The sequence below is a fragment of the Bradyrhizobium vignae genome, assembly GCF_900324035.1.
GTDB classification, from domain to species: domain Bacteria; phylum Pseudomonadota; class Alphaproteobacteria; order Rhizobiales; family Xanthobacteraceae; genus Bradyrhizobium; species Bradyrhizobium vignae.
In genome coordinates, this window is the sequence record NZ_LS398110.1 from 4,737,254 (window position 1) to 4,758,613 (window position 21,360).

A 21,360-nucleotide genomic window follows, 5' to 3' on the forward strand; every position below is an offset into this window, starting at 1 on the left:
TGCGCTAGGCGTTCATTCGCTTGCCCGTCGCATCGTCGAACAGATGTACCAGCGATGGGTCGGGCTTCAGCCGCACCTTGTCGCCCGGATTGAACTGGTGACGCTCGCGGAAGACGGCGACGACCTGCTCGCCGCCAAGCTTTGCGAACACCTGCGTCTCCGAACCGGTCGGCTCGACCACGATGATCTCGGCCTCGGCACCGTCGTCGGCGATGGTGAAATGCTCGGGCCGCACGCCGTAGACGGCGGGACGGCCGTCGGACGCCGTCGGCGCGGTCTTGAGCGGCAGCTTGACGCCGTTCGGCCCCTCGAAGGTGGCAACGCCGTTGACGCGCACATGGCCCTTGAGGAAGTTCATCGCGGGCGAGCCGATGAAGCCGGCGACGAACTGGTTGTCGGGCTTGTCATAGAGCTCGAGCGGCGTACCCATCTGCTCGACGATACCATCGTGCATGACGACGATCTTGTCGGCCATGGTCATGGCCTCGATCTGGTCGTGGGTGACGTAGACGGTGGTGGTCTTCAGCCGCTGGTGCAGCTCCTTGATCTCGGTGCGCATGGCGACGCGCAGCTTGGCATCGAGGTTCGACAAGGGCTCGTCGAACAGGAAGACCTGCGGATCGCGCACGATGGCACGGCCCATGGCGACGCGCTGGCGCTGGCCGCCGGAAAGCTGGCGCGGATAGCGGTCGAGCAGCGGCGACAGCGCAAGAATCTCGGCGGCGCGCTTGACGCGCTTGTTGATCTCGTCGGCGCTGGCATTCCGCAACTTGAGCGAGAAGCCCATGTTGTCGGCCACCGTCATGTGCGGATAGAGCGCGTAGTTCTGGAACACCATCGCAATGTCCCGCTCCTTGGGCTGGACATTGTTGACGACGCGGTCGCCGATCGAGATCGTGCCGGAGGTGATGTTCTCGAGGCCGGCGAGCATGCGCAGAAGCGTCGACTTGCCGCAGCCGGAGGGGCCAACCAGGACGACGAACTGGCCGTCCTCGATTGGAATCGTCACGCCGTGCAGGACTTCAAAATTGCCGAACGATTTCCGCACGTCGCGGATTTGCACAGACGACATCTAATTCCCTCCTCGAAAGTCCACCGCGCCTCCAAGCGCCGCGACCGTCTTGTTTTTCAGACTTCACCGAACGAAGCCCGATCTTAACGGGCGACATTGTCGGTAGTTTGTGCGGTTTTGGCAATTTGTCTTTGGTTAGTCGTTGCTGGTAGCGCTGTCAACGTTCCTTTGTTTGCAGGACTGACTGTGTTAAGAGCAGCAAATGGGTCGAAAACGCACCAAGTCAGGCAAAATCCGGCTGGCCGAAGTGGCCGAGCTCGCCGGCGTCAGCCCGATTACCGCGTCCCGCTTCTTCCGCAACCCGGAGGCCCTGTCGGTCGCCAAGCGGACGCGGGTCGAGAGCGCCGCCAAGGAGCTCGGCTACGTGCCCAACCTTGCCGCACGGGCACTCGCCTCGCAACGCACCGAAGTCATCGGTGTATTGATCCCCTCTCTCACCAATAATGTGTTCTCGGACGTGCTGCGCGGCATCTATGACGCGTCCGAAGGCAGCCGTTACTCGATTCAGTTGTCCAACACGCGCTACAGCATTCTCCAGGAAGAAAAGTTGCTGCGCCTGTTTCTGGCGCAGAAGCCGGCCGGGCTGATCGTCACCGGCATCGATCAGACCGCCGAGTCCCGCGCGATGCTTCAAGCCGCGGACTGCCCGATCGTGCAGATCATGGAGATTGGCCCGGATCCGGTCGACATGATGATAGGCTTTTCGCACTATGATGCAGCCCGCGCGGCGGTTGCGCACCTTTTCGAACAAGGTCACCGCAAGATCGGCTTCGTCGGCGCACGCATGGATCCCAGGGTGCAACGGCGGATGGACGGATATGTCTCGTCCATGAAGGACGCCGCATTGTTCGATCAGCGCCTCGTCGTCACGACGGCCACACCGACGTCGGTGACGCTCGGCGGAGCGCTGTTCACCGATCTCCTGGCGCGGGAGCCCGATATCGATGCGGTGTTCTGCGCCAATGACGACCTCGCGCTCGGCGTGCTGTTCGAATGCCGCCGCCGGGAGATCGCGGTGCCCGGGCAGATCGCGATCGTCGGCTTCAACGACCTCGAATTCATGGCCTCCGCCGTCCCCACCCTCACCAGCGTCCGCACCAACCGTTACGAGATGGGGAAGACCGCGGCCACCATGCTGATCGAGGCGATCGAGGGCCGGCGCCCTGAGCAGCCCGTGCTCGATCTCGGCTTCAAGGTGATCGAGCGGCAAAGCTCGTCGGCGCGACGTTCAGACAGCAGGCCGGCCGTTTCCGGCGCGGGTGCCGCGAACAAAATGATAGCGTTACCAAGTAGCCACGACTAGTATCGGGCTCGTGAGGAAACGACCCGCCAGCGGGAAGCAAATCATCGCTCGCGCCGTTGGGCATCGCGCATGCCGACACCATGAGACGGACGCCAGTGCGTTTGCATTGCAGGAGAAACCAATGACAAAGAAACCAACCAATGGGCATGCCGCCGGCAGCAACGGTACTCGCCGCCACCTTCGCTCGCAGGAATGGTTCAACAACCCGCACAATCCGGGCATGACTGCGCTCTACATGGAGCGTTATCTGAACTACGGCCTCACCCGCGCCGAGCTTCAATCCGGCAAGCCGATCATCGGCATCGCCCAGACCGGCAACGACCTCTCGCCCTGCAACCGCCACCACATCGAGCTCGCGCACCGCGTCCGCGAAGGCATCCGCGAGGCCGGTGGCATCGCGATGGAGTTCCCCACCCACCCGATTCAAGAGACCGGCAAGCGCCCGACCGCGGCGCTCGACCGCAACCTCGCATACCTCGGCTTGGTCGAAGTCCTCTACGGCTATCCGCTCGACGGCGTGGTGCTCACCACCGGTTGCGACAAAACGACGCCGGCCTGCATGATGGCGGCGGCGACCGTGAACCTGCCCGCGATCGTGCTGTCGGGTGGCCCGATGCTCAACGGCTGGCACAATGGCGAGCGCACCGGCTCCGGAACCATCGTCTGGAAGTCGCGTGAGCGACTCGCGGCCGGCGAGATCAACTATGAGGAGTTCATGGAGATCGTGGCTTCCTCGGCGCCCTCGGTCGGCCATTGCAACACCATGGGCACGGCCTCGACCATGAACGGGCTTGCCGAAGCGCTCGGCTTCTCGCTGCCGGGCTGCGCGGCGATCCCCGCTCCCTATCGCGAGCGCGGCCAGATCGCTTACGAGACCGGCAAGCGCATTGTCGAGATGGTCTGGGAGGATTTGAAGCCTTCGGACATCCTGACCCGCAAGGCGTTCGAGAACTGCATCGTGATCAATTCGGCGATCGGCGGTTCGACCAACGCGCCGATCCACATCAACGCCCTCGCCCGCCATATCGGCGTCGAGCTGTCGATCGAGGACTGGCAGAAATACGGGCATGACGTGCCGCTCTTGGTCAACATGCAGCCCGCCGGCTTCTATCTCGGCGAGGAATTCCACCGCGCCGGCGGCGTGCCCACCGTGGTGCGCGAGCTGATGAAGCATAAGCGCATCCATGAGGATGCGATCACGGTCAACGGCCGCGGCATCGGCGAGAACTGCAAGTCTGCGCCGGAGCCCGATAACGACGTGATCTGGGCTTACGACAAGCCGCTGGTGAAGGATGCCGGCTTCCTGGTGCTGAAGGGCAATCTGTTCGATTCCGCGATCATGAAGACCAGCGTGATCTCCAAGGAGTTTCGCGACCGCTATCTCAGCAACCCCAAGGATCCGAACGCCTTCGAGGGCCGCGCCATCGTGTTCGAGGGTCCGGAGGACTACCACGAGCGGATCGACGATCCCTCGCTCGACATCGACGAGCGCTGCGTGCTGTTCATCCGCGGCACCGGCCCGATCGGCTATCCCGGCGGCGCCGAGGTCGTGAACATGCAGCCGCCGGCAGCCTTGATCAAACGCGGCATCCTGTCCCTGCCCTGCATCGGCGACGGCCGTCAGTCCGGCACCTCGGGCTCGCCCTCGATCCTCAATGCTTCGCCGGAAGCCGCCGCCAATGGAGGCCTCGCGATCCTGAGGACCGGCGACAAGGTGCGCATCGACCTCAACAAGGGTAGCGCCAACATCCTGATCTCGGACGAGGAGCTGAAGAAGCGCCACGCCGAGCTGAAGGCCAATGGCGGCTTCAGGCATCCACCGAACCAGACGCCGTGGCAAGAAATCTACCGCAACACCGTCGGCCAGCAGTCGACCGGCGCCTGCATGGAGCTCGCCACGCGCTACCAGAACGTCGCCGGCACCTTCGGTGTGGCGCGGGATAATCACTGACAGCCACACCGTCATTGCGACCGTAACGAAGCAAATCCAGGGATTTGTCCACGGAGAGAGTCTGGATTGCTTCATCGCCAGCGCAAAATTGCTTCGCAATTTTGTCGCGGGCTCCTCGCAATGACGTGGGGTTGGCATTCGAATGAACACAAGGGAGAAGAAAATGGCAGACCGCCTCAAGGGAAAGCGCGCCGTCGTCACGGCAGCGGCAGCAGGCATCGGGCGCGCTTGCGCCATCGCATTCGCGCGTGAAGGCGCAACCGTCATCGCCACCGACATCAACGAGGCCGGCATCGCGAGCCTGAGCAAGGAAGGCATCGCCGAAGTGGCAAAGCTCGACGTCCGCAACACCGCCGACGTCAACGCCTTCGCCAAGCGCGTCGGCAAGATCGACATCCTGCTCAACGCCGCCGGCTTCGTGCATCACGGCACCATCCTGGAGTGCTCGGAAGAGGATTTCGACTTCTCCTTCGACCTCAACGTCAAGTCGATGCACCGGACCATCAAGGCCTTCCTGCCCGACATGATTGCGGGCGGCGGCGGCAGCATCGTCAACATCTCGTCCTGCGCGGCCTTGAGGCCGCCGGCGAACCGCTACGTTTACAGCTCGTCGAAGGCGGCGGTGTCGCTGCTGTCGCGCGCGGTCGCGCTCGACTTCATCACCAAGGGCATCCGCTGCAACTCGATCTGCCCGGGCACCGTCGAGACGCCTTCGATGCTCGACCGCGCCGCGGCGCAAGGGCCGCAGGGCAAGGAGATGTTCATCTCCCGCCAGAAGATGGGCCGGCTCGGCACCGCCGAGGAGATCGCGGCTATGGCGGTCTATCTCGGCAGCGACGAGAGCGCCTTCACCACCGGCGTCGACCTCGTCGTCGACGGCGGCTACATGCTCTGACGCCAAGGGCCCCGGCATGAACAAGATCGATCTCAACGGCCGCGTCGCTGTCGTCACGGGCGGCGCGCAGGGCTTTGGCCGCGCCATCGCCGAGCGCTTTGTGGCCTCCGGCGCCAAGGTCGCGATCTGGGATTTCGATGCCACGCTGGCCGAGAAGGCCGCAAAGGAGATCGGCGGCGAGACCAAAGTCTTCAAGGTCGACGTCACCGACACGGCTGCCGTGGAGACCGCCCGCGATGCCACGCTCGCCGCCTTCGGCAAGATCGACATCCTCGTCAACAATGCCGGCATCGCCGGCGTCAACAAGCCGGTCTGGGAGACCGATCTGGAGGAATGGCGGAAAGTTCTGCGCATCAACCTCGATGGTCCCTTCATATGCTGCAAGGCGGTCGTGCCCGAAATGCTCAAGCAGAAATACGGGCGCATCGTGAACATCGCCTCGATCGCCGGCAAGGAAGGCAATCCGAACGCCGCGCACTACTCGGCCTCCAAGGCCGGCCTGATCGCGCTGACGAAATCGCTCGGCAAGGAGCTCGCCGCCCATGACATCATCGTCAACGCGGTGACACCGGCGGCCGCCAAGACCGCGATCTTCGACCAGATGACGCAGCAGCATATCGACTTCATGCTGTCGAAGATCCCGAAGGGACGCTTCGTGCTGGTGGAAGAGCTCGCCGCAATGGTGAGCTGGCTTGCATCCGAAGATTGTGCCTTCTCCACCGGCGCGGTGTTTGATATTTCCGGCGGACGGGCGACCTACTGAAGTACTGGCCGCCCCTGGAGGGGCGGACCATGCGACTCGGACGTGATTTCAGGCGTCGGGATTTCGTGAAGCTCGCAGCGGGCGCAGGCGCGCTGCCGCTGCTGTCATCGACTGCGCTTGCGCAGCTCGCGCCCAACCCACCGAGCATCCGCCCGCCCTCGCCGGCCGAGCGCGGCGCCATGGCACGGCTCGCGCACAGCTTCATGGACAAGTACGGCGTGCCGGCCCTATCCGTTGCGATCGGCTATGCCGGCACTATTGTCCATGAGGACGCCTTTGGTCTGGCCGATATCGAGCGGAACGAGGCCGTAACGCCGCGGCATCTGTTCCGGATCGCCAGCGTCAGCAAGATGATCACCTCGGTCACGATCTTCCGCCTGATCGAGGAGAACCGCCTCAAGCTGGCGGACCGCGTGTTCGGCCGAGGCGCGCTGCTCGGCACCGACTATGGGCAGCCCAACTCCGCCGGCATCGACCAGATCACGCTCGAGCATCTCTTGACCCATACTGCCGGCGGCTGGAGCAACGACGACCGCGACCCCATGTTCACCCATCCGCGGATGGATCATGCCGAGCTGATCGCCTGGACGCTAGCCAATCGGCCGCCGGACCGACCGCCGGGCCAGCGCTACGCCTATTCCAATTTCGGCTATTGCGTGCTGGGCCGCGTCATCGAGAAGCTTACAGGCCAGTCCTATGGCGAGCATGTCCGCAGCGAGGTGTTCGCGCGCTGCGGCGTTACCGAGATGACGATCGCCGGCAACACCCGCGAGCAGCGCCAGGCCGGCGAAGTCGCCTATTACGGCCAGGGCGAAAATCCCTACGGCATGAATGTCCGGCGGATGGATTCCCATGGCGGCTGGATCGCGACGCCGTCGGATCTCGTGCAACTGCTGATGCATGTCGACGGCTACACGAGACCGGCGAACATCCTGCGGCCGCGCACCATCCAGCTCATGACCACCGCGCCCAGCTACAGTCCAGACTACGCTAAGGGTTTTTGCATCAACAAGTCAGGCAATTGGTGGCACAATGGCAGCCTGCCGGGTACGAGCACGATTGCCGTGCGCACTCATGGCGGCTTCTGCTGGGCCGCCTTCACCAACACCAGACGCAGGAATTCCGACATGGATGGCGATCTCGACAATCTCAACTGGAACATGGCGCGCCAAGTCGGCGAATGGCGGGTGGCCTGAGCCATGATCCGGGAAGGGGGATGCCTGTGCGGCGCGGTGCGGTTCAAGGCGGAAGGCGAGCCGCTCAACGTCCGCATCTGCCATTGCCGCATCTGCCAGAAGGCGATGGGATCGCCCTACTTCGCCCGCGCCCAGTTCGACCAGCGCGCGCTCAGCGTCGAGGGCGAGACGGCCCGCTATGCGTCCTCCGAGAAGATCGACCGCGTATTCTGCAAGCGTTGCGGCACGCGCCTGTTCGCCTGGCGTCGCAACGGCACGCTGGCGGGCGTCGCCCTCGCTACTTTCGACGATCGCAACGCCTTCGCGCCGACCGAGCACATCTGGGTGTCGGAAAAGCTCGCCTGGGTGAAGCTCGATGATGGCCTGACGCAGCATCAGACGACGATCCCGGCGTGACGTCAGATCTGGTGTGACGCAGACGCGCTCGCCGCCTGCGTGCGCCGTCCGGTTGTCGTCGCGATCCAGATCCCGGCGAACACCGCAATGATACCGGCCGCCAAATTCCAGCGCAGCGGCTCGTTCAGCAACCAGGCCCCGACCAGCGAGGCCGTGATCGGATTGACCGTCACGGAGATCGCGACGCGCGTCGGCGTCGTGCGCTCCAGTGCGAAGGCCCAGAGATAGAAGGTCAGCGCCGCGCCGAAGGCACCCAGATAGAGGGCGCCCAACCACTGTGGCATGCCGAAGCCGGCGACCGGCGCAAAGCTGCCGCGGACATAGGAGAGCAGGATGAGGCAGGCCGCACCCGCCGCCATGCTCATGGTCGTAAAGGCGATCGGGCTGGAGCGCCGGATCAACGGCTTCGACCAGATGCCGTAGAGCGCCATGCACAGCGCAGCCGCCATCATCAGGAGATCGCCGCGCCAGGCGCCTGTCGGCGCCGAGGCGAGGTCGGAGAGCAGCGCGAGCGCAACGCCAAACGTCGCAGTCACGACGCCCATGGACTTGCGCCAGGTCAGGGCTTCCGCGCCGAGAATGGCCCCGATCAAGAGCGACAACAGCGGAAGCGTCGACAGCGCAAGCGCGCCGCGCGCGGCCGTCGTGAAGATCAGCGAGGCGTTGAACAGGATCGGAAACAGCGCAAAGAACAGAATGCCGAGTCCGATGGCGGCGGCCCAGTCCCCTTGCTTCGGCCAGCGATCGCCGCGCAGCAGCGTCAGGGGCAGTAGCAGGGAAAAACCGATGCCGAACCGGAATGAGCCGATCGCGAGCGGATCGATGCTCCCGACGAGATAGCGCGTGGCACCGATAGATGTCCCGCCCAGCGCACTCGACAACACGGCGGCAAAAACGCCAAAGATCTCGCCCATGACTCGTCCCAACCGTTTTGCGAGCAGCATAGGAGACGCGCCGAAACGGGGAATGGAATTTCCATCATGGCAGGATAAGTTTTCGTCATGACCGCACCCGATCTCGACCCCGACCTGCTGAAGGCCTTCCTCGCCGTTGCCGATCATCAATCGTTCACGCGCGCGGCCGCGATCCTCAACCGCACCCAATCGGCGGTGAGCGTCCAGATCAGGCGTCTCGAAGAACGACTGGACGTCAGGGTGTTTCACCGCATGAGGTCGGGCGTCGCACTGAGTGCGGCGGGTCGGGAGCTGCTTGTCTATGCAAGACGGCTTCTCGACCTCAATGCAGAGGCGGTCGATGCGCTCCGCGCGCGCAAGCGCGAAGCCGTGGTCCGCCTCGGGGTAATGGACGACTACGGCACGATCGTCATTCCGCCCTTGCTGGCGCGCTTTGCCAAGAGCCATCCGGAGATCCGGGTCGAGATCGAGACTGGGCTGACCGCCACGATGCCGGCCCGGCTCGGCGAGGCCTATGACCTTGTCATTGCCATGCATCCGGAAGGACATGGCGGCGGCGAATTGCTGCGGCGGGAACAGGCGGTCTGGGCCGCGGCCGCGTCATATTCAGCCGCCGCGCCACGAGACACGCTGCCCGTCGCGCTCTACCCGCCGGGCTGCCTGTTCCGCCAATGGGCCACTGAGGCCCTCGATGCTGCCGGCCGCCCGTGGCGGCTTGCCTTCGTCAGCCGGAGCCTCGCGGCGGTGGAAGCGATCGCGGCACAGGGCCTCGCGATCACGGTCGTGAAGGTGGGCACCCTGCCCCCTCGCCTGCGCGTCCTGTCGGCGCGCGACGGCCTGCCGCCGCTGCCGGCCGCCGACATCCGCCTCCATCGCGCGCGCAAGCTGTCGCGTCCGGCGGCACAGCTGGCGGATCATCTGCAGCGGACAATTTCGGAATTAAACGCCATATAACTGTGGATCGTAAAGGGCTGTGGCCCTATACGGCCTGCTTTGCAGAGCGCGCGGACCGAACCGGAGCGGATGAGCTGGTGAATATTTCCATTTATGATCTCTCCGTCTGGGTCCTGCCGCTGGTGCTCGCCATCACCTTTCACGAGGCCGCGCACGCCTTCGTCGCCGACAGGCTCGGGGACAACACGGCCTCGCAGCTCGGCCGCGTCAGCTTCAACCCTGTCAGGCATATCGACCCATTCGGTACCCTGATCCTGCCCGCGATGCTGCTGTTTGCGCATTCGCCATTCCTGTTCGGCTATGCCAAGCCGGTGCCGGTGAACTTCCGCAAGCTGAACAATCCCAGGCTCGACATGGTGTGGGTGGCGCTGGCCGGGCCCGTCACCAACATCCTGCTGGCGCTGGCCGCGGCCTTCGCTTTCCATGCCCTGCCCCTGGTGCCCGCGAGTTCGGCGAATTGGGTTGCGGACAATCTCAAGAATGCCCTCGTGATCAATGCGATCCTGGCGGTGTTCAACATGATGCCGATCCCGCCGCTCGACGGCGGCCGCGTTGCGGTGGGACTTTTGCCGCGGGCGCTCGCCGTGCCGTTGTCCCGGCTCGAGCCGTTCGGCATGCTGATCCTGATCGGTCTGTTGATCCTGCTGCCACTCGCGGGTTCCCAGTTCGGTCTAAATCTTGATGTTATTTCAGCAATACTGCGGACGTTGACCGGTTATGTGATTCAGGCTGTTCTCTTCCTGACTGGCAACGCGTAGTTGAACGCAACATTGGAACCCACGCCGAAAGGGCGAGAGGCCGACTTGGTCAAAGCTGCCGATATGCTGATCGCGCGACGCGCCGACACCCGCGCCCGCGCCGATTTTGCCACCTGGAAGATGATGGCCAAGCTCAATGGGGCATCCGCGCTGCCGGCGGAGGCCCAGGAGTTCCTGGCGGGCTACCAGAACCTGCTGGCGCAGATGAGCGAGGACGAGGCTACCGAGGCCACCATCGGCGCGATCTACAAGGCCTATTACGCCGAGATGGGCGGTGCGGGAACGCCTCCCGACGTCCGCCCCCGCCAAGCCGAGCCGGCCGCGGACAATGTTACCGCCTTCCGCCGCCCGGCACCGAAACCGAAGAAGGCCGCCTCCTTCGGGGCGGCGGCATTCGCCGGCCCCCAGAAACGGCCGCTGCCGGTGGCGCTGATCTTCGCCTGCCTGGTCGTTGTTTATGTTGGGATCCGGCTCTACTGGCGCTGAGCCGTCTTCTTCTTTCTCTTGGCGTCAGGCGGCGTGAAGATGATGTCCACGGTGCGCTCGAACCGGTCGTCAGTCAATCCGACGGGCGGCTGCGGGATGGGATCGGACTTGCGAACGATTGAGACCGCTGCCGCATCGTAGGCTGCATCCCCCGACGACTCCACGACATCAACCGACAGCACGTTGCCCTTCCGGTTGATCGCGAAGCTCACCTTGACCTTCTGGTTGTTGGGCTGCTTGCCCTCCGGATTGACCTTGTGGGCCGCGAGGTGCGCGCTGATCTTGCGGTTCCAGTCGGCCGTGATCTTCAGGATGTCCTTGCCGAGCCCCAGCACCGGCGCCAGCGCTTTCTCGGCCTCCCGCGCGTCTTCATCGAGCATCTGCCGCGCCGTTGCAACCGACTTCGGCGATGCCTCGGCAGCGGGAGTCTCGACAGCTTGAATCTTCGGATCGTCTTCCGTTGGCTTCTTCGTGTTGTTCTCGGTCACGACGCGGTCAGGATCATCGACCTCCTGTGACTGATCCTTCGGAAGCTCCGTCTCCCTGGTCTCGGCCTTCTGCTCGGGAAGCGCCTGCTGCTCCTGCATCGCCTCGCTATCGGGCCCAGGCGGCAGATCGGTATCGGGCGCCTTGGGAGAAGCCATCTCCACGGCGAATTCGGCGCCGGCCGCACCAAGGCCGTCGCCGTCATCCTCGGTGCGCAAATGAGCCAGCGCAAGCGCTGCACCACCCAGATGAAGCGCGAGCGCCGCCACTGCCGCCAAAATCCAGAGCTTCCGGGATGGTCTCGGTTCGTCTGACATCGTTGCGCCTCAAGGCTGAGCGGCGCCTGGCGGCGGTGCCCCCGGCGGGCCCTCCAGCGCGACCAGCTTCACCCGCGTATAACCGCCTGAGCGCAAGAGCTCCATGACGCCCATCAACTCGCCATAAGGGACCGAACGATCGGCGCGCAGGAAGACATACTTGTCTTTGCTCATATCGGACAGGCCATCGAGGGTCCCGATCAACTCAGCCCGCTGAACCGGGTTCTCTCCGATCGCGAGCGTCAGATCGGGCTTGATGCTGAGATAAGTCGGCTTGTCCGGCTTCTTCTGCGGCGTCGCACTCGACGTCGGCAGATCGATCGGTAGGTCGACCGTGGACAGCGGCGCGGCGACCATGAAGATGATCAGCAGCACCAGGATGACGTCGATGAACGGCGTGACGTTGATGTCATGCGTTTCCGAGAAGTCGTCGTCGTCATCATTGTCTGCGAGCGAAACGGCCATGGTCTACTCCGCCGCACGCGAATGCGCGCTGCCGTGGCTGCGGTCGAGATCGCGCGAGAGCAGCCGCGCCGCCGCACCCGAGGCGCGGCTGACCAGCTCGAGATAGCCCTTCGTCAGTCGCGAGAAGTGATTGTAGATGATGACGGCGGGAATCGCGGCGACGAGGCCGATCGCGGTGGCGAGCAGCGCTTCGGCGATGCCGGGCGCGACCACGGCGAGATTCGTGGTCTGCGACTTCGAGATGCCGATGAAGCTGTTCATGATGCCCCAGACCGTGCCGAACAGGCCGACGAAGGGCGAGGTCGAGCCGATGGTCGCGAGCACGCCCATGCCGATCCGGATGCGCCGCTGTTCCGCGCGCACGATCTCGGAGAAGCTCGAAGCTGCGCGCTCGTTGATGCCGGCATCGCTGGACAAGCCGGCCGACATCCGCGCCTCCCGCAGCGCCGCCGCCAGGAAGGACGGCAGGATGCCCTCCTTGGTGCCGAGCGCCATCTGCGCTTCGGCGAGGGAGCGCGCCTCGGCAATTTTCTTCAGTGCCGAACGAAGCTTGCTGGAAGCGACCGACAGTTCGATCGACTTGGCGATGAAGACGGTCCAGGTCATCAGCGATGCGAAGGCGAGCCCGATCATCACCGCCTTCACGATGACATCCGCCGACATGAACATCACCCAGGGCGACAATTCCTTCATGGCTGGCGCGACGGCGGCTGGCTCCGGCTTCGCACTCGCGGGAATGGCTGCCATGGGGCCCGCGCCCGCGGCAGCGGGAGCCGCCGAGACTGCCGGCGCCGGGGCCATCGGCGCAGTTGCCGGCGGAACCGTTCCGGCCGTCGGCGGCTGAGCTGTCGATTGGGCCGGTGCCGCCGGCGGGCTTTGTGTCTGGGCAGAAGCCGGGGAAGCGAGCCAGGCGGTCGCCAGCATCAAAGCTGCGGCAAGGCTTGCTTGGAAGGTCATGGTCTTCATACTTCGGCCCAGTAGCGAATGAGGTTGTGATAGATGCCCGTCAATTTGACCGTTTCGGGATCGTCACGCCCGAGCCGTTCCACCAGCGCCTGTATCGCGGTGTCGAGGTCAAAGATCATGCTCCGGGCTTGATCGTCCCGTATCATGCTCTGAAGCCAGAAGAAAGACGCAACCCGCGTCCCCCTGGTCACGGGGGTGACCAGATGGAGGCTGGTCGAGGGATAGAGCACGCAGTCCCCGGCTGGCAACTTGACTTCGTGCGAGCCGTAGGTGTCCTCGATCACAAGTTCGCCACCGTCGTACTCCTCCGGCTCGGCGAGGAACAGCGTGACCGACAGGTCTGTGCGGATGCGAAGGCCGGTCAGGCGGTCGCCGCGGATCGCGTTGTCGACGTGCAGGCCGAAATGGTGGCCGCTGTCGGCCGCATAGCGGTTGAACAGCGGCGGGAAGATCTGGAGCGGGATCGCCGCCGCGATGAAGCGCGGGTTGGACGTCAGCGCCGAGATGATGCGGTTGCCGAGCTTGCGCGCGACCTCGCCGTCGGGCGGCAATTGCTCGTTGCGCTTGACCATCGCCGACTGCGCGCCGGCGGTGGAGCGGCCGTCTTCCCACGCGCTGGCGTCCATGATGCGGCGGAAATCCGCCACATCGTCTTTGCTCAGAACGTTTTCGATGCATGTCAGCATGAAACTCGTTGTTGCTCCGTCAGTAGCGCGCTGACAGCACCAGGTAAGCGGCACGCCCCGGTGCTTCCAGCACGAAGGGCGCAGCGCTCTGGTACAGCGCGTCGTAGTAGCGCTTGTCGAAGATGTTGTTCACGAACAGCTTGACCTGCCAGTTCTTGTTGATCTTGGCCTCCGCGAACATGTCGAAGCGCCAATAGCTCGGAATCGACGTGCCCTGGTTCGCCGCGAGCAAAGTGCCGCCGTAAATCTTCGAGCGATACACCGCCTGTCCGCCCAGCTCCCAGGTGTCGTTGATCTGATATTTCGAGAGCAAGCTGAAGGACTGATGCGCGATGTTGGCGAGCGGACGACCGACATTGGTCGGATACAGCGCCTTGTTGGCCGACGGGGCCAGCGACTGCGTGACCTCCGATTCCATCAGCACGAGCCCGCCGAAGACGCTCCATTTGTCGGTGATCTTGCCGCCCACACCGAGATCGATACCGCGAATGCGGTAGGCTGCTCCGGCTGTGATACACGATATGTTGCCGGTCGTTCCGGTCGGATAGACGCATCCCAAAGGAGCTGCAGCGGCGGCGCTTCCCACGTTCTGCGACTCGCGTGCGTTCTCTTTCGTCGTCTGGAACAACGCTGCGGTCAGGAGCAGGTGGCGATCGAACAGCTCCCACTTGGTGCCGATTTCGAGGGCCTTGTTCTTCTCCGGGCCGAATATCTGCGTATTGCCGCCCGGCAGGTTGGGGTTGAGGCCGCCATAGGCCGTGCTGGTGCCGTCGAATTCGGCGCCAACCGGGTTCGCCGAGGTCGCATACGCCACATAGACACTACCGTTCGGCGCCGGCTTCAACGTCAGGCCGAGGTTGAAGTTCGGAATGAGAAACTCCGCCGATTGCTGGCCAGGACTGCCGACCTTCCGCGTGTTGATGCTGTAATCGTCATAGCGGAAACCGCCGTTCAGGATCACCAAGTCACGATAGTTTGCGCTATCCATGACGTAGCCGCTGACGGTGTCGATGCCGATCTTGGTGGGACTTCCGGTGAGGCTCGGAATCCCGAAGGGAAGATTGGTGTATTGCGGAGCGAATACGCTGACGTCGGTCTTCGATCCGCCGCCGCTGAAGGGCGTGCCGGTCGTCAGCTCCGAGCTGAGGCCGGTATAACTGTCGATCGACGATCTCTCGCGGTCGTACTCGACACCGCCGAGCAAGGTGTGTCTGAAGCCTACATCGTCATTGAACTTGTAAGTTGCCTCGGTCTGGTTGGCGAACACGTCCGTGACCTGGAATCGGCTCTGCGGATTTGCACTCAGCGTCGAGGCCGAGAGCGGATCGACAAGCTTCGGCGCTTCAGGAAGCGTACCAATGTAATTCTGTGTCGAGCGGGACGCGCGGATCTTGTTGCTTACCATCAAGTCGGGGGTGATCTGCACTTCCGCATTGATGGTGCCGATGTCCTGGCCGGTGCGGAAGAAGTCCCGGTTGACGAAGCCGTACCAATTGTTGCGATTGACGCCGAAGTCCGGGAACGGGCCGCCGGCCGTCGAGGTCGTGCTCGGCCGATAATAGGGAACACCAAAATCCGGGCGGCCAGTCAGTTCGGTATGGATGTAGTTGCCGGTGACCTTGACAGCATCGGTCGGCTTCCAGGTCGTGGCGACGAAGGCGCCGTTTCGATTATCGGTGACATAGTCGCGGCCAGCGACATTTGCATCCTGGAACAGGCCGCCGGCTCGGATGGCGAGCGTCGGGTCGATCACCTGATTGACGTCGAGCGTGACACGCTTGGTCTGGTCGGTGCCAAACGTCGTGTCCATGTTGTAGAAGTTGCTCGCCGTCGTCGCCTGCTTGGTGACAATGTTGATCGCACCGCCGGCGACACCGCGACCGGAGAAGGTCGAACCAGGACCGCGCAGAATCTCGACCTGCTCGGTGAAGAAGTTTTCGCGCACGCTGACGCCGGCATCGCGGACGCCATCGATGAAAATGTCGTTGCGCGCGTCGAAGCCGCGGATGAAGAACCGGTCGCCAAAGGCGTTGCCGCCCTCGCCCGTTCCGAGCGTCACGCCGGCCGTGCTGAGAATTGCCTGCTTCAGCGTCGTGGCGTTCTTGTCCTCGAGCACTTCCTTGCTGAGAACCGTGATCGACTTCGGCGTATCGACCAGCTTCTCCGGAAACTTGCCGCCGGCCTGAACGTGGTCAACCTTGTAGGGCGCAGCCGGATCGGCATAGGGATCGGCGTCGGCGGGACCGGAGGGCATCGTCGGAGCCGTCTGCGCCGCCTGCTGCCGCTGCGCTGCGCGGCGAAGCGCGTTGCGCGCGCGGACCTGATCAGGTGTCGGCTTCGATGCCGTCGGACGCGGACGCTCGACCGGAGCATCGACCGTCACCGGCGGCAGGTTCGACTGCTGCGCCTGCGCACCGCTCGACACCGATGCCACCGCGATCAAGCTCGCGACCGCGGAAACTTTTTTTCCGGAAACGCCCGCGAACCTCTCGTCCATCGGATCGAATGCTGCCACCGAACGCAACGATTTCGGTGCGACCACCTGCCCCATTACAACACGCCCCATCTTCATGTTCGCTCACTCACTTCGATGAGCGATTGGGCTGTTGGTATCGGCAGCAAAATAGTGGGTCAATGCGCGCAAGCCGCGAGAACGCTTGAATAAGTCCAGATCAAAACGATTCTAAACTGAAGCTTGAAACGGTTCTAAAGATAGATTGGACTCATTCCAAAACGTACGCGACAAATGCCGCGAAATCGGCGGGGATGCTCTCGGATTCAGTCGCTGCTCGGCGGCTTCATCAGCGAGAACAATTCGTCGACGGTCTTCTGCGCGACGGCGCGCACGCGATCGGTACTGTCCATACCGGCGATGTTGATGCCGTTCACGACGGCTTTGATCTCGTCGCGAAAGTCGGTGAGGAAGCGCAAGGGATCGCGCTGCTCGTTGGCGACACGCGCGATCAATCCCGTGATCAGAATCTGACATGCGATCAGCTTGCCGTTCAGCTCGTCCATCCTGCGCTCCATTTATGGCGGCGCCGATATGGACGATGCCGAAATGCCTGACAACCGAAACGGTCTCCACGCGATTTAGAACCGTTCTTGTGGTTGATCCGAACCACGGCCAGAGCGGCGTCATTCACATGAGCACACCGTCTTTGGGGTTGCGCAATGACCGGCACGCCGATCAGTCGTGCCGGGAAAATGCAGTGCTGCACACGGCCGCGCCAGACCACTGCCCACGGGGTGCAAAGCTTTCCAATTGTTTAGGATTCTCAACCGATAGTGCTGTTTACACTGGAACTTGGCGTGTATTATACATCGCGATGGAACTCTACGGTTGCCCTATTATTCGTAGCTGAGGGCACACGAGCCGACACGAGACGACATGAAAAAGTCCCGGCCGATCCTCTGGCTTCTGATTATCGCGGCCGTGGCCTCCGCGGGCTATTATGGTTGGCAGAAATTCGGCTCATCCCAGGCTGGCAAAACCCAGACCGCACAAAAAGGTCCGCCCCGTCCCTCCGCCGTCCCCGTCAGCGTTGCGCCGGTCCAGAAAACAGACTTTCCGGTCTACCTCGCCGGTCTGGGCACGGTTCAGGGTTTCAATACGGTCCAAGTCCGAACCCGTGTGGATGGCCAGATCGACAGGCTCGAATTTAGAGAAGGCCAGATCGTCAAGCAGGGCGATCTCCTCGTCTCGATCGACCCACGTCCCTATCAGGCCGCGCTTGACCAGGCGAAGGCCAAGAAGGCGCAGGACGAGGCTAGTCTAGCCAACGCCAATCTCGAACTTCAGCGCGCCATGAGGCTCGGCGAATTCGCGACCGCACAGCGGGTGGATACCCAGCGCTCCACGGTCGCCCAGCTCACTGCCCAGATCGCCGCCGACGAAGCCGCGATCGCCAACGCCCAGACCCAGCTCGACTACACCCAGGTCAAGGCGCCGATCACCGGTGTCGCCGGCCTGCGCCAGGTCGACATCGGCAATATCGTGAACGCCTCGACGCAGACGGGCATCGTCACGATCTCGCAGGTCGAGCCGATCTCGGTGATCTTCACGGCGCCGGAAGACCAGCTCCCCTATATCAGCGAGGGCCAGAAAGCCGGCGCGCTCAAGGTGATCGCCTTCACGACCGACGGCAAGAAGACGCTGGCCGAGGGCAAGCTCGCGGTCATCAACAATCAGGTCGACACGACCAGTGGGACGATCCGGCTCAAGGCGGTGTTCGACAACAAGGACCACACGCTGTGGCCGGGCCAATCGGTCTCGACCCGGCTCCTGGTGCGAATGCTCAAGGATGCGACCGTGGTTCCGGATGACGCGGTCCAGCATTCAACCAACGGACTCTACGCCTATACCGTCAATCAGGACAACAAGGCCGAGGTGCACAAGATCAAGGTCAGCTATGGCATCGACGGGCGCTCGGTCATCGAGGAAGGCTTGAGCCCAGGCCAGCAGGTGATCGTTGGCGGTCAGTTCAAGGTTCAGCCCGGCAGCCTTGTGTCGACGGCGGTGGCAAGCTCGGATCCAGCCCAGAACAAGGTACGACAGGAATGATTGGGGGCGGGATTTCGGCACCTTTCATTCGTTATCCCATCGGCACCTCGTTGCTGATGGCTGGCATTCTCTTCGTCGGTCTCGTCGCCTATCCCCTGCTTCCGGTTGCGCCCCTCCCGCAGGTGGACTTTCCGACCATCCAGATCACCGCCAACCTGCCCGGCGGCAGCCCCGAAACGATGGCCTCGTCGGTGGCGCAGCCGCTCGAGCGGCAATTCGCCCAGATTCCTGGCATCGCGCAGATGACCTCGACGAGTTATCTGGGCACGGCATCGATCACCATCCAGTTCGACCTCAACCGCAGCATCGACGGCGCCGCGAACGACGTGCAGGGCGCCATCAATGCTGCCAGCGGCCAGTTGCCGAAAAACCTGCCTTCGCCCCCGACCTACCGCAAGGTCAACCCCGCCGACGCGCCGATCCTGCTGCTGTCGGCGACATCGGAGACGCTGCCGCTGACCAGCGTCAGCGACGCGGTCGACGCCCAGCTTGCTCAGCAGATCAGCCAGCTCTCGGGCGTCGCCCAGGTCTTCATCGGCGGCCAGCAGAAGCCCGCCATCCGCGTCCAGGTCGACCCGGCGAAACTCGTCGCCAAGGGCCTGTCGCTGGAAGACGTGCGCAGCCAGATCGCGATCACCACGGTCGACAGCCCCAAGGGTAATATCGACGGCGAAAAACGCGCCTACACGATCTATGCCAACGACCAGCTCACCCATTCGAAGGACTGGAACGACGTCATCATCGCTTATCGCAACGGCGGTCCGTTGCGGATTCGCGACATCGGCCAAGCGGTCAGCGCCGCTGAAGACGCCAAGCAGGCGGCCTGGGCCAATGGCAAGCGCGGCGTGTTCCTGGTGATCTTCAAGCAGCCGGGCGCCAACGTCATCGAGACCGTGGACCGGATCAAGGCGACCCTGCCCCGCCTCGTTGCAGCGATCCCGCCCGCGATCAAGGTCGAGCTGATCAGCGACCGGACCACGACCATCCGCGCCGCAGTCGAGGACGTCCAGTTCACGCTGCTGCTGACCATCGCGCTCGTGGTCATGGTCATCTTCATTTTCCTGCGCAGCTTCTGGGCGACGGTCATTCCCACGGTCACGGTGCCATTGGCGCTTCTGGGCGCGTGCGCCTTGATGTGGGTGGCCGGCTATTCGCTCGACAATCTGTCGCTGATGGCGCTCACCATCGCGGTCGGTTTCGTCGTCGACGACGCCATCGTGATGCTCGAGAACATCACCCGTTACATCGAGGAAGGCGAAACCCCGCTCGCGGCCGCGTTCAGGGGCTCCAAGGAAATCGGCTTCACCATCCTCTCGATCAGCATCTCTTTGATCGCGGTGCTGATCCCCCTGTTGCTGATGGGCGGCATCATCGGGCGCCTGTTCCGCGAATTCGCCGTCGTGCTGGCCATGACGATCTTCGTCTCGATGTTCGTGTCGCTGACGCTGACGCCGATGATGGCCTCGCGCTTCCTGCGCGCTCATGGCGAAGTCCGCCACGGCCGCTTCTACCAATGGAGCGAGCGCGCCTTTGACGCGATGCTGCGCGGCTACGAATATGTGCTCGACCACGCCCTGGCTTGGCGGCGCACCACGCTCGCAATCTTCTTCGCCACGCTCGGACTGTCGATCTACCTGTTCGTGCTGATCCCGAAGGGCTTCTTCCCGCAGCAGGACGTCGGCCTGATCACGGCCACATCCGAAGCCTCGCAGGACATTTCGTTCAAGGAGATGATGAGACGCCAGGAGCAGCTCGGCAAGATCATCATGGCCGATCCCGACGTTGCCAGCGTTGCCATGGCGATCGGCGGCAGCGGCCGCGCCGGTAACAACGGCGCCCTGTTCATCACGCTAAAGCCTCGCGACCAGCGCGAGGCCTCGGCACAGCAGATCATCGCACGCCTGCGTCCACAGTTCGACAAGGTCGAGGGCGCCCGCCTCTACATGCAGGCAGCCCAAGACGTCCGGCTCGGCGGCCGCCCGACGCGCACGCAGTTCGAATTCACCTTGCAGGATGCCGATCTCGCCGAGCTCAACGAGTGGGCGCCGAAAATCCTCGCCAAGATGCAGACGCTGCCGGAGCTGCGCGACGTCGCCACCGACCAGCAGACCGAGGGCACCACGGTCCAACTCAAGATCAACCGCGACACCGCCTCGCGCTATGGCATCCAGCCGCAGCTGATCGACGACACGCTCTATGACGCCTTCGGACAGCGGCAGGTCACGCAGTATTTCACCCAGCTCAACACCTACAAGGTGATCCTCGAGATCCTGCCGGAGATGCAAGGCAATCTCGACAGCCTGAACAAGCTCTATCTGAAATCGCCGCTGACCGGCGATCAGGTGCCGTTGTCGACCTTCGCGACCTGGACCACCGATCCGGTCCGCCCGCTCTCGATCAGCCACCAGGGCCAGTTCCCGGCGATCACGATCAGCTTCAATCTCGCGCAAGGCGTGGCGCTCGGCCAGGCCACGGAGGCCGTGCAGCGGGCAATGGCCGAGCTCGGTGCGCCACCGACGCTGAATTCGAGCTTCCAGGGCACGGCGCAGGCGTTCCAGCAGTCGCTCGGCACCGTGCCGCTCTTGATCCTCGCCGCCCTCGTCGTGGTTTATCTGATCCTCGGCATTCTCTACGAGAGCTACATCCATCCGATCACGATTCTGTCGACGCTGCCCTCGGCCGGCGTCGGCGCGCTCGCGATCCTGATGGCCGCCGGCTTCGACTTCAGCCTGATCGCGCTGATCGGCATCATCCTCTTGATCGGCATCGTGAAGAAGAACGGCATCATGATGGTCGATTTCGCGATCGCCGCCGAGCGCGACGAGCACAAGACGCCGGAGGAATCGATCCGCCAGGCCGCCCTGCTGCGCTTCCGCCCGATCATGATGACGACGATGGCGGCGCTGCTCGGCGGCGTACCGTTGATGCTCGGCCACGGCACCGGCGCCGAAATCCGCCAGCCGCTCGGCTATGCCATGGTCGGCGGCCTGATCGTCAGCCAGGCGCTGACGCTGTTCACCACACCCGTCGTCTACCTCTATCTCGATAAGCTGAACAACTGGTTCTCCACCTGGGGCCGTTCGGGTGGCGAAGGCGATGAAGCGCCCGAGCGCGGCAGCGTCAAGGAAGCCGCCGAGTAAACTTGCGCCGCGACTGCCGCGACGCTACAGCGAGACCCCGGTTCGCAA

19 protein-coding genes are annotated in these 21,360 nt (G+C 63.6%); 11 read left to right on the forward strand and 8 right to left on the reverse strand.

The window, feature by feature from the left end:
• Positions 1-4 precede the first annotated feature (4 nt).
• On the reverse strand, positions 5-1,072 hold the full coding sequence (locus BRAD3257_RS23150) for an ABC transporter ATP-binding protein (protein WP_122403743.1): 1,068 nt from the start codon (positions 1,070-1,072) through the stop codon (positions 5-7).
• A 202-nt stretch (positions 1,073-1,274) separates the two neighbouring features.
• Here BRAD3257_RS23150 and gntR point away from each other — a divergent pair, with 202 nt between their 5' ends.
• From gntR to BRAD3257_RS23180, 6 genes are all read left to right on the forward strand, one after another.
• Positions 1,275-2,375 carry an HTH-type transcriptional regulator GntR gene (gene gntR / locus BRAD3257_RS23155; protein WP_122403744.1) on the forward strand — a complete coding sequence of 367 codons (1,101 nt, stop codon included), beginning with the start codon at positions 1,275-1,277 and terminating at the stop codon, positions 2,373-2,375.
• A 121-nt stretch (positions 2,376-2,496) separates the two neighbouring features.
• Positions 2,497-4,326, forward strand: a complete 1,830-nt coding sequence (locus BRAD3257_RS23160) for an IlvD/Edd family dehydratase (protein WP_122403745.1) — start codon at positions 2,497-2,499, stop codon at positions 4,324-4,326.
• Between the two features lie 163 nt (positions 4,327-4,489).
• Positions 4,490-5,221 (forward strand): SDR family oxidoreductase, encoded by a 732-nt coding sequence (locus BRAD3257_RS23165; protein WP_162500320.1) that lies wholly within the window; start codon positions 4,490-4,492, stop codon positions 5,219-5,221.
• Between the two features lie 16 nt (positions 5,222-5,237).
• Positions 5,238-5,984 carry an SDR family NAD(P)-dependent oxidoreductase gene (locus BRAD3257_RS23170; protein WP_122403747.1) on the forward strand — a complete coding sequence of 249 codons (747 nt, stop codon included), beginning with the start codon at positions 5,238-5,240 and terminating at the stop codon, positions 5,982-5,984.
• Between the two features lie 29 nt (positions 5,985-6,013).
• A complete protein-coding gene (locus tag BRAD3257_RS23175) occupies positions 6,014-7,180 on the forward strand; it encodes a serine hydrolase domain-containing protein (protein ID WP_122403748.1) in 1,167 nt (388 codons plus the stop codon).
• Between the two features lie 3 nt (positions 7,181-7,183).
• Positions 7,184-7,576 carry a GFA family protein gene (locus BRAD3257_RS23180; protein WP_122403749.1) on the forward strand — a complete coding sequence of 131 codons (393 nt, stop codon included), beginning with the start codon at positions 7,184-7,186 and terminating at the stop codon, positions 7,574-7,576.
• A 2-nt stretch (positions 7,577-7,578) separates the two neighbouring features.
• On the opposite strand, the gene BRAD3257_RS23185 is transcribed toward BRAD3257_RS23180, so the two are convergent.
• The gene (locus BRAD3257_RS23185) at positions 7,579-8,490 is read right to left on the reverse strand and encodes a DMT family transporter (protein WP_122403750.1); all 912 of its coding nucleotides are present in this window, start codon (positions 8,488-8,490) and stop codon (positions 7,579-7,581) included.
• An 87-nt stretch (positions 8,491-8,577) separates the two neighbouring features.
• On the opposite strand from BRAD3257_RS23185, the gene BRAD3257_RS23190 reads away from it, so the two are divergent.
• From BRAD3257_RS23190 to BRAD3257_RS23200, 3 genes are all read left to right on the forward strand, one after another.
• On the forward strand, positions 8,578-9,444 hold the full coding sequence (locus tag BRAD3257_RS23190; protein ID WP_122403751.1) for a LysR substrate-binding domain-containing protein: 867 nt from the start codon (positions 8,578-8,580) through the stop codon (positions 9,442-9,444).
• Between the two features lie 77 nt (positions 9,445-9,521).
• Positions 9,522-10,202, forward strand: a complete 681-nt coding sequence (locus BRAD3257_RS23195) for a site-2 protease family protein (protein ID WP_122406727.1) — start codon at positions 9,522-9,524, stop codon at positions 10,200-10,202.
• Positions 10,203-10,265: 63 nt separating this feature from the next.
• Positions 10,266-10,688 (forward strand): hypothetical protein, encoded by a 423-nt coding sequence (locus BRAD3257_RS23200; RefSeq protein WP_122406728.1) that lies wholly within the window; start codon positions 10,266-10,268, stop codon positions 10,686-10,688.
• Here the strand turns inward: BRAD3257_RS23200 and BRAD3257_RS23205 are convergent.
• From BRAD3257_RS23205 to BRAD3257_RS23230, 6 genes are all read right to left on the reverse strand, one after another.
• On the reverse strand, positions 10,676-11,491 hold the full coding sequence (locus tag BRAD3257_RS23205; RefSeq protein ID WP_122403752.1) for an energy transducer TonB family protein: 816 nt from the start codon (positions 11,489-11,491) through the stop codon (positions 10,676-10,678). The two genes, BRAD3257_RS23200 and BRAD3257_RS23205, sit on opposite strands and share 13 nt — an antisense overlap.
• Before the next feature lie 9 nt (positions 11,492-11,500).
• Positions 11,501-11,956 (reverse strand): TonB system transport protein ExbD, encoded by a 456-nt coding sequence (gene exbD, locus BRAD3257_RS23210; RefSeq protein WP_122403753.1) that lies wholly within the window; start codon positions 11,954-11,956, stop codon positions 11,501-11,503.
• A 3-nt stretch (positions 11,957-11,959) separates the two neighbouring features.
• Positions 11,960-12,922, reverse strand: a complete 963-nt coding sequence (gene exbB, locus BRAD3257_RS23215; protein WP_122403754.1) for a tonB-system energizer ExbB — start codon at positions 12,920-12,922, stop codon at positions 11,960-11,962.
• On the reverse strand, positions 12,919-13,608 hold the full coding sequence (locus BRAD3257_RS23220) for a Fe2+-dependent dioxygenase (RefSeq protein WP_122403755.1): 690 nt from the start codon (positions 13,606-13,608) through the stop codon (positions 12,919-12,921). The genes exbB and BRAD3257_RS23220 overlap by 4 nt, the downstream gene beginning before the upstream one ends.
• 19 nt (positions 13,609-13,627) lie before the next feature.
• Positions 13,628-16,159, reverse strand: coding sequence for a TonB-dependent receptor (locus BRAD3257_RS23225; RefSeq protein WP_122403756.1), 2,532 nt, complete (start codon positions 16,157-16,159; stop codon positions 13,628-13,630).
• A 227-nt stretch (positions 16,160-16,386) separates the two neighbouring features.
• Positions 16,387-16,626, reverse strand: coding sequence for a hypothetical protein (locus BRAD3257_RS23230; RefSeq protein WP_028135749.1), 240 nt, complete (start codon positions 16,624-16,626; stop codon positions 16,387-16,389).
• 373 nt (positions 16,627-16,999) lie between these two features.
• Here BRAD3257_RS23230 and BRAD3257_RS23235 point away from each other — a divergent pair, with 373 nt between their 5' ends.
• On the forward strand, positions 17,000-18,172 hold the full coding sequence (locus tag BRAD3257_RS23235; RefSeq protein ID WP_162500322.1) for an efflux RND transporter periplasmic adaptor subunit: 1,173 nt from the start codon (positions 17,000-17,002) through the stop codon (positions 18,170-18,172).
• Positions 18,169-21,312, forward strand: coding sequence for a multidrug efflux RND transporter permease subunit (locus BRAD3257_RS23240; RefSeq protein ID WP_122403758.1), 3,144 nt, complete (start codon positions 18,169-18,171; stop codon positions 21,310-21,312). The genes BRAD3257_RS23235 and BRAD3257_RS23240 overlap by 4 nt, the downstream gene beginning before the upstream one ends.
• Positions 21,313-21,360 lie beyond the last annotated feature (48 nt).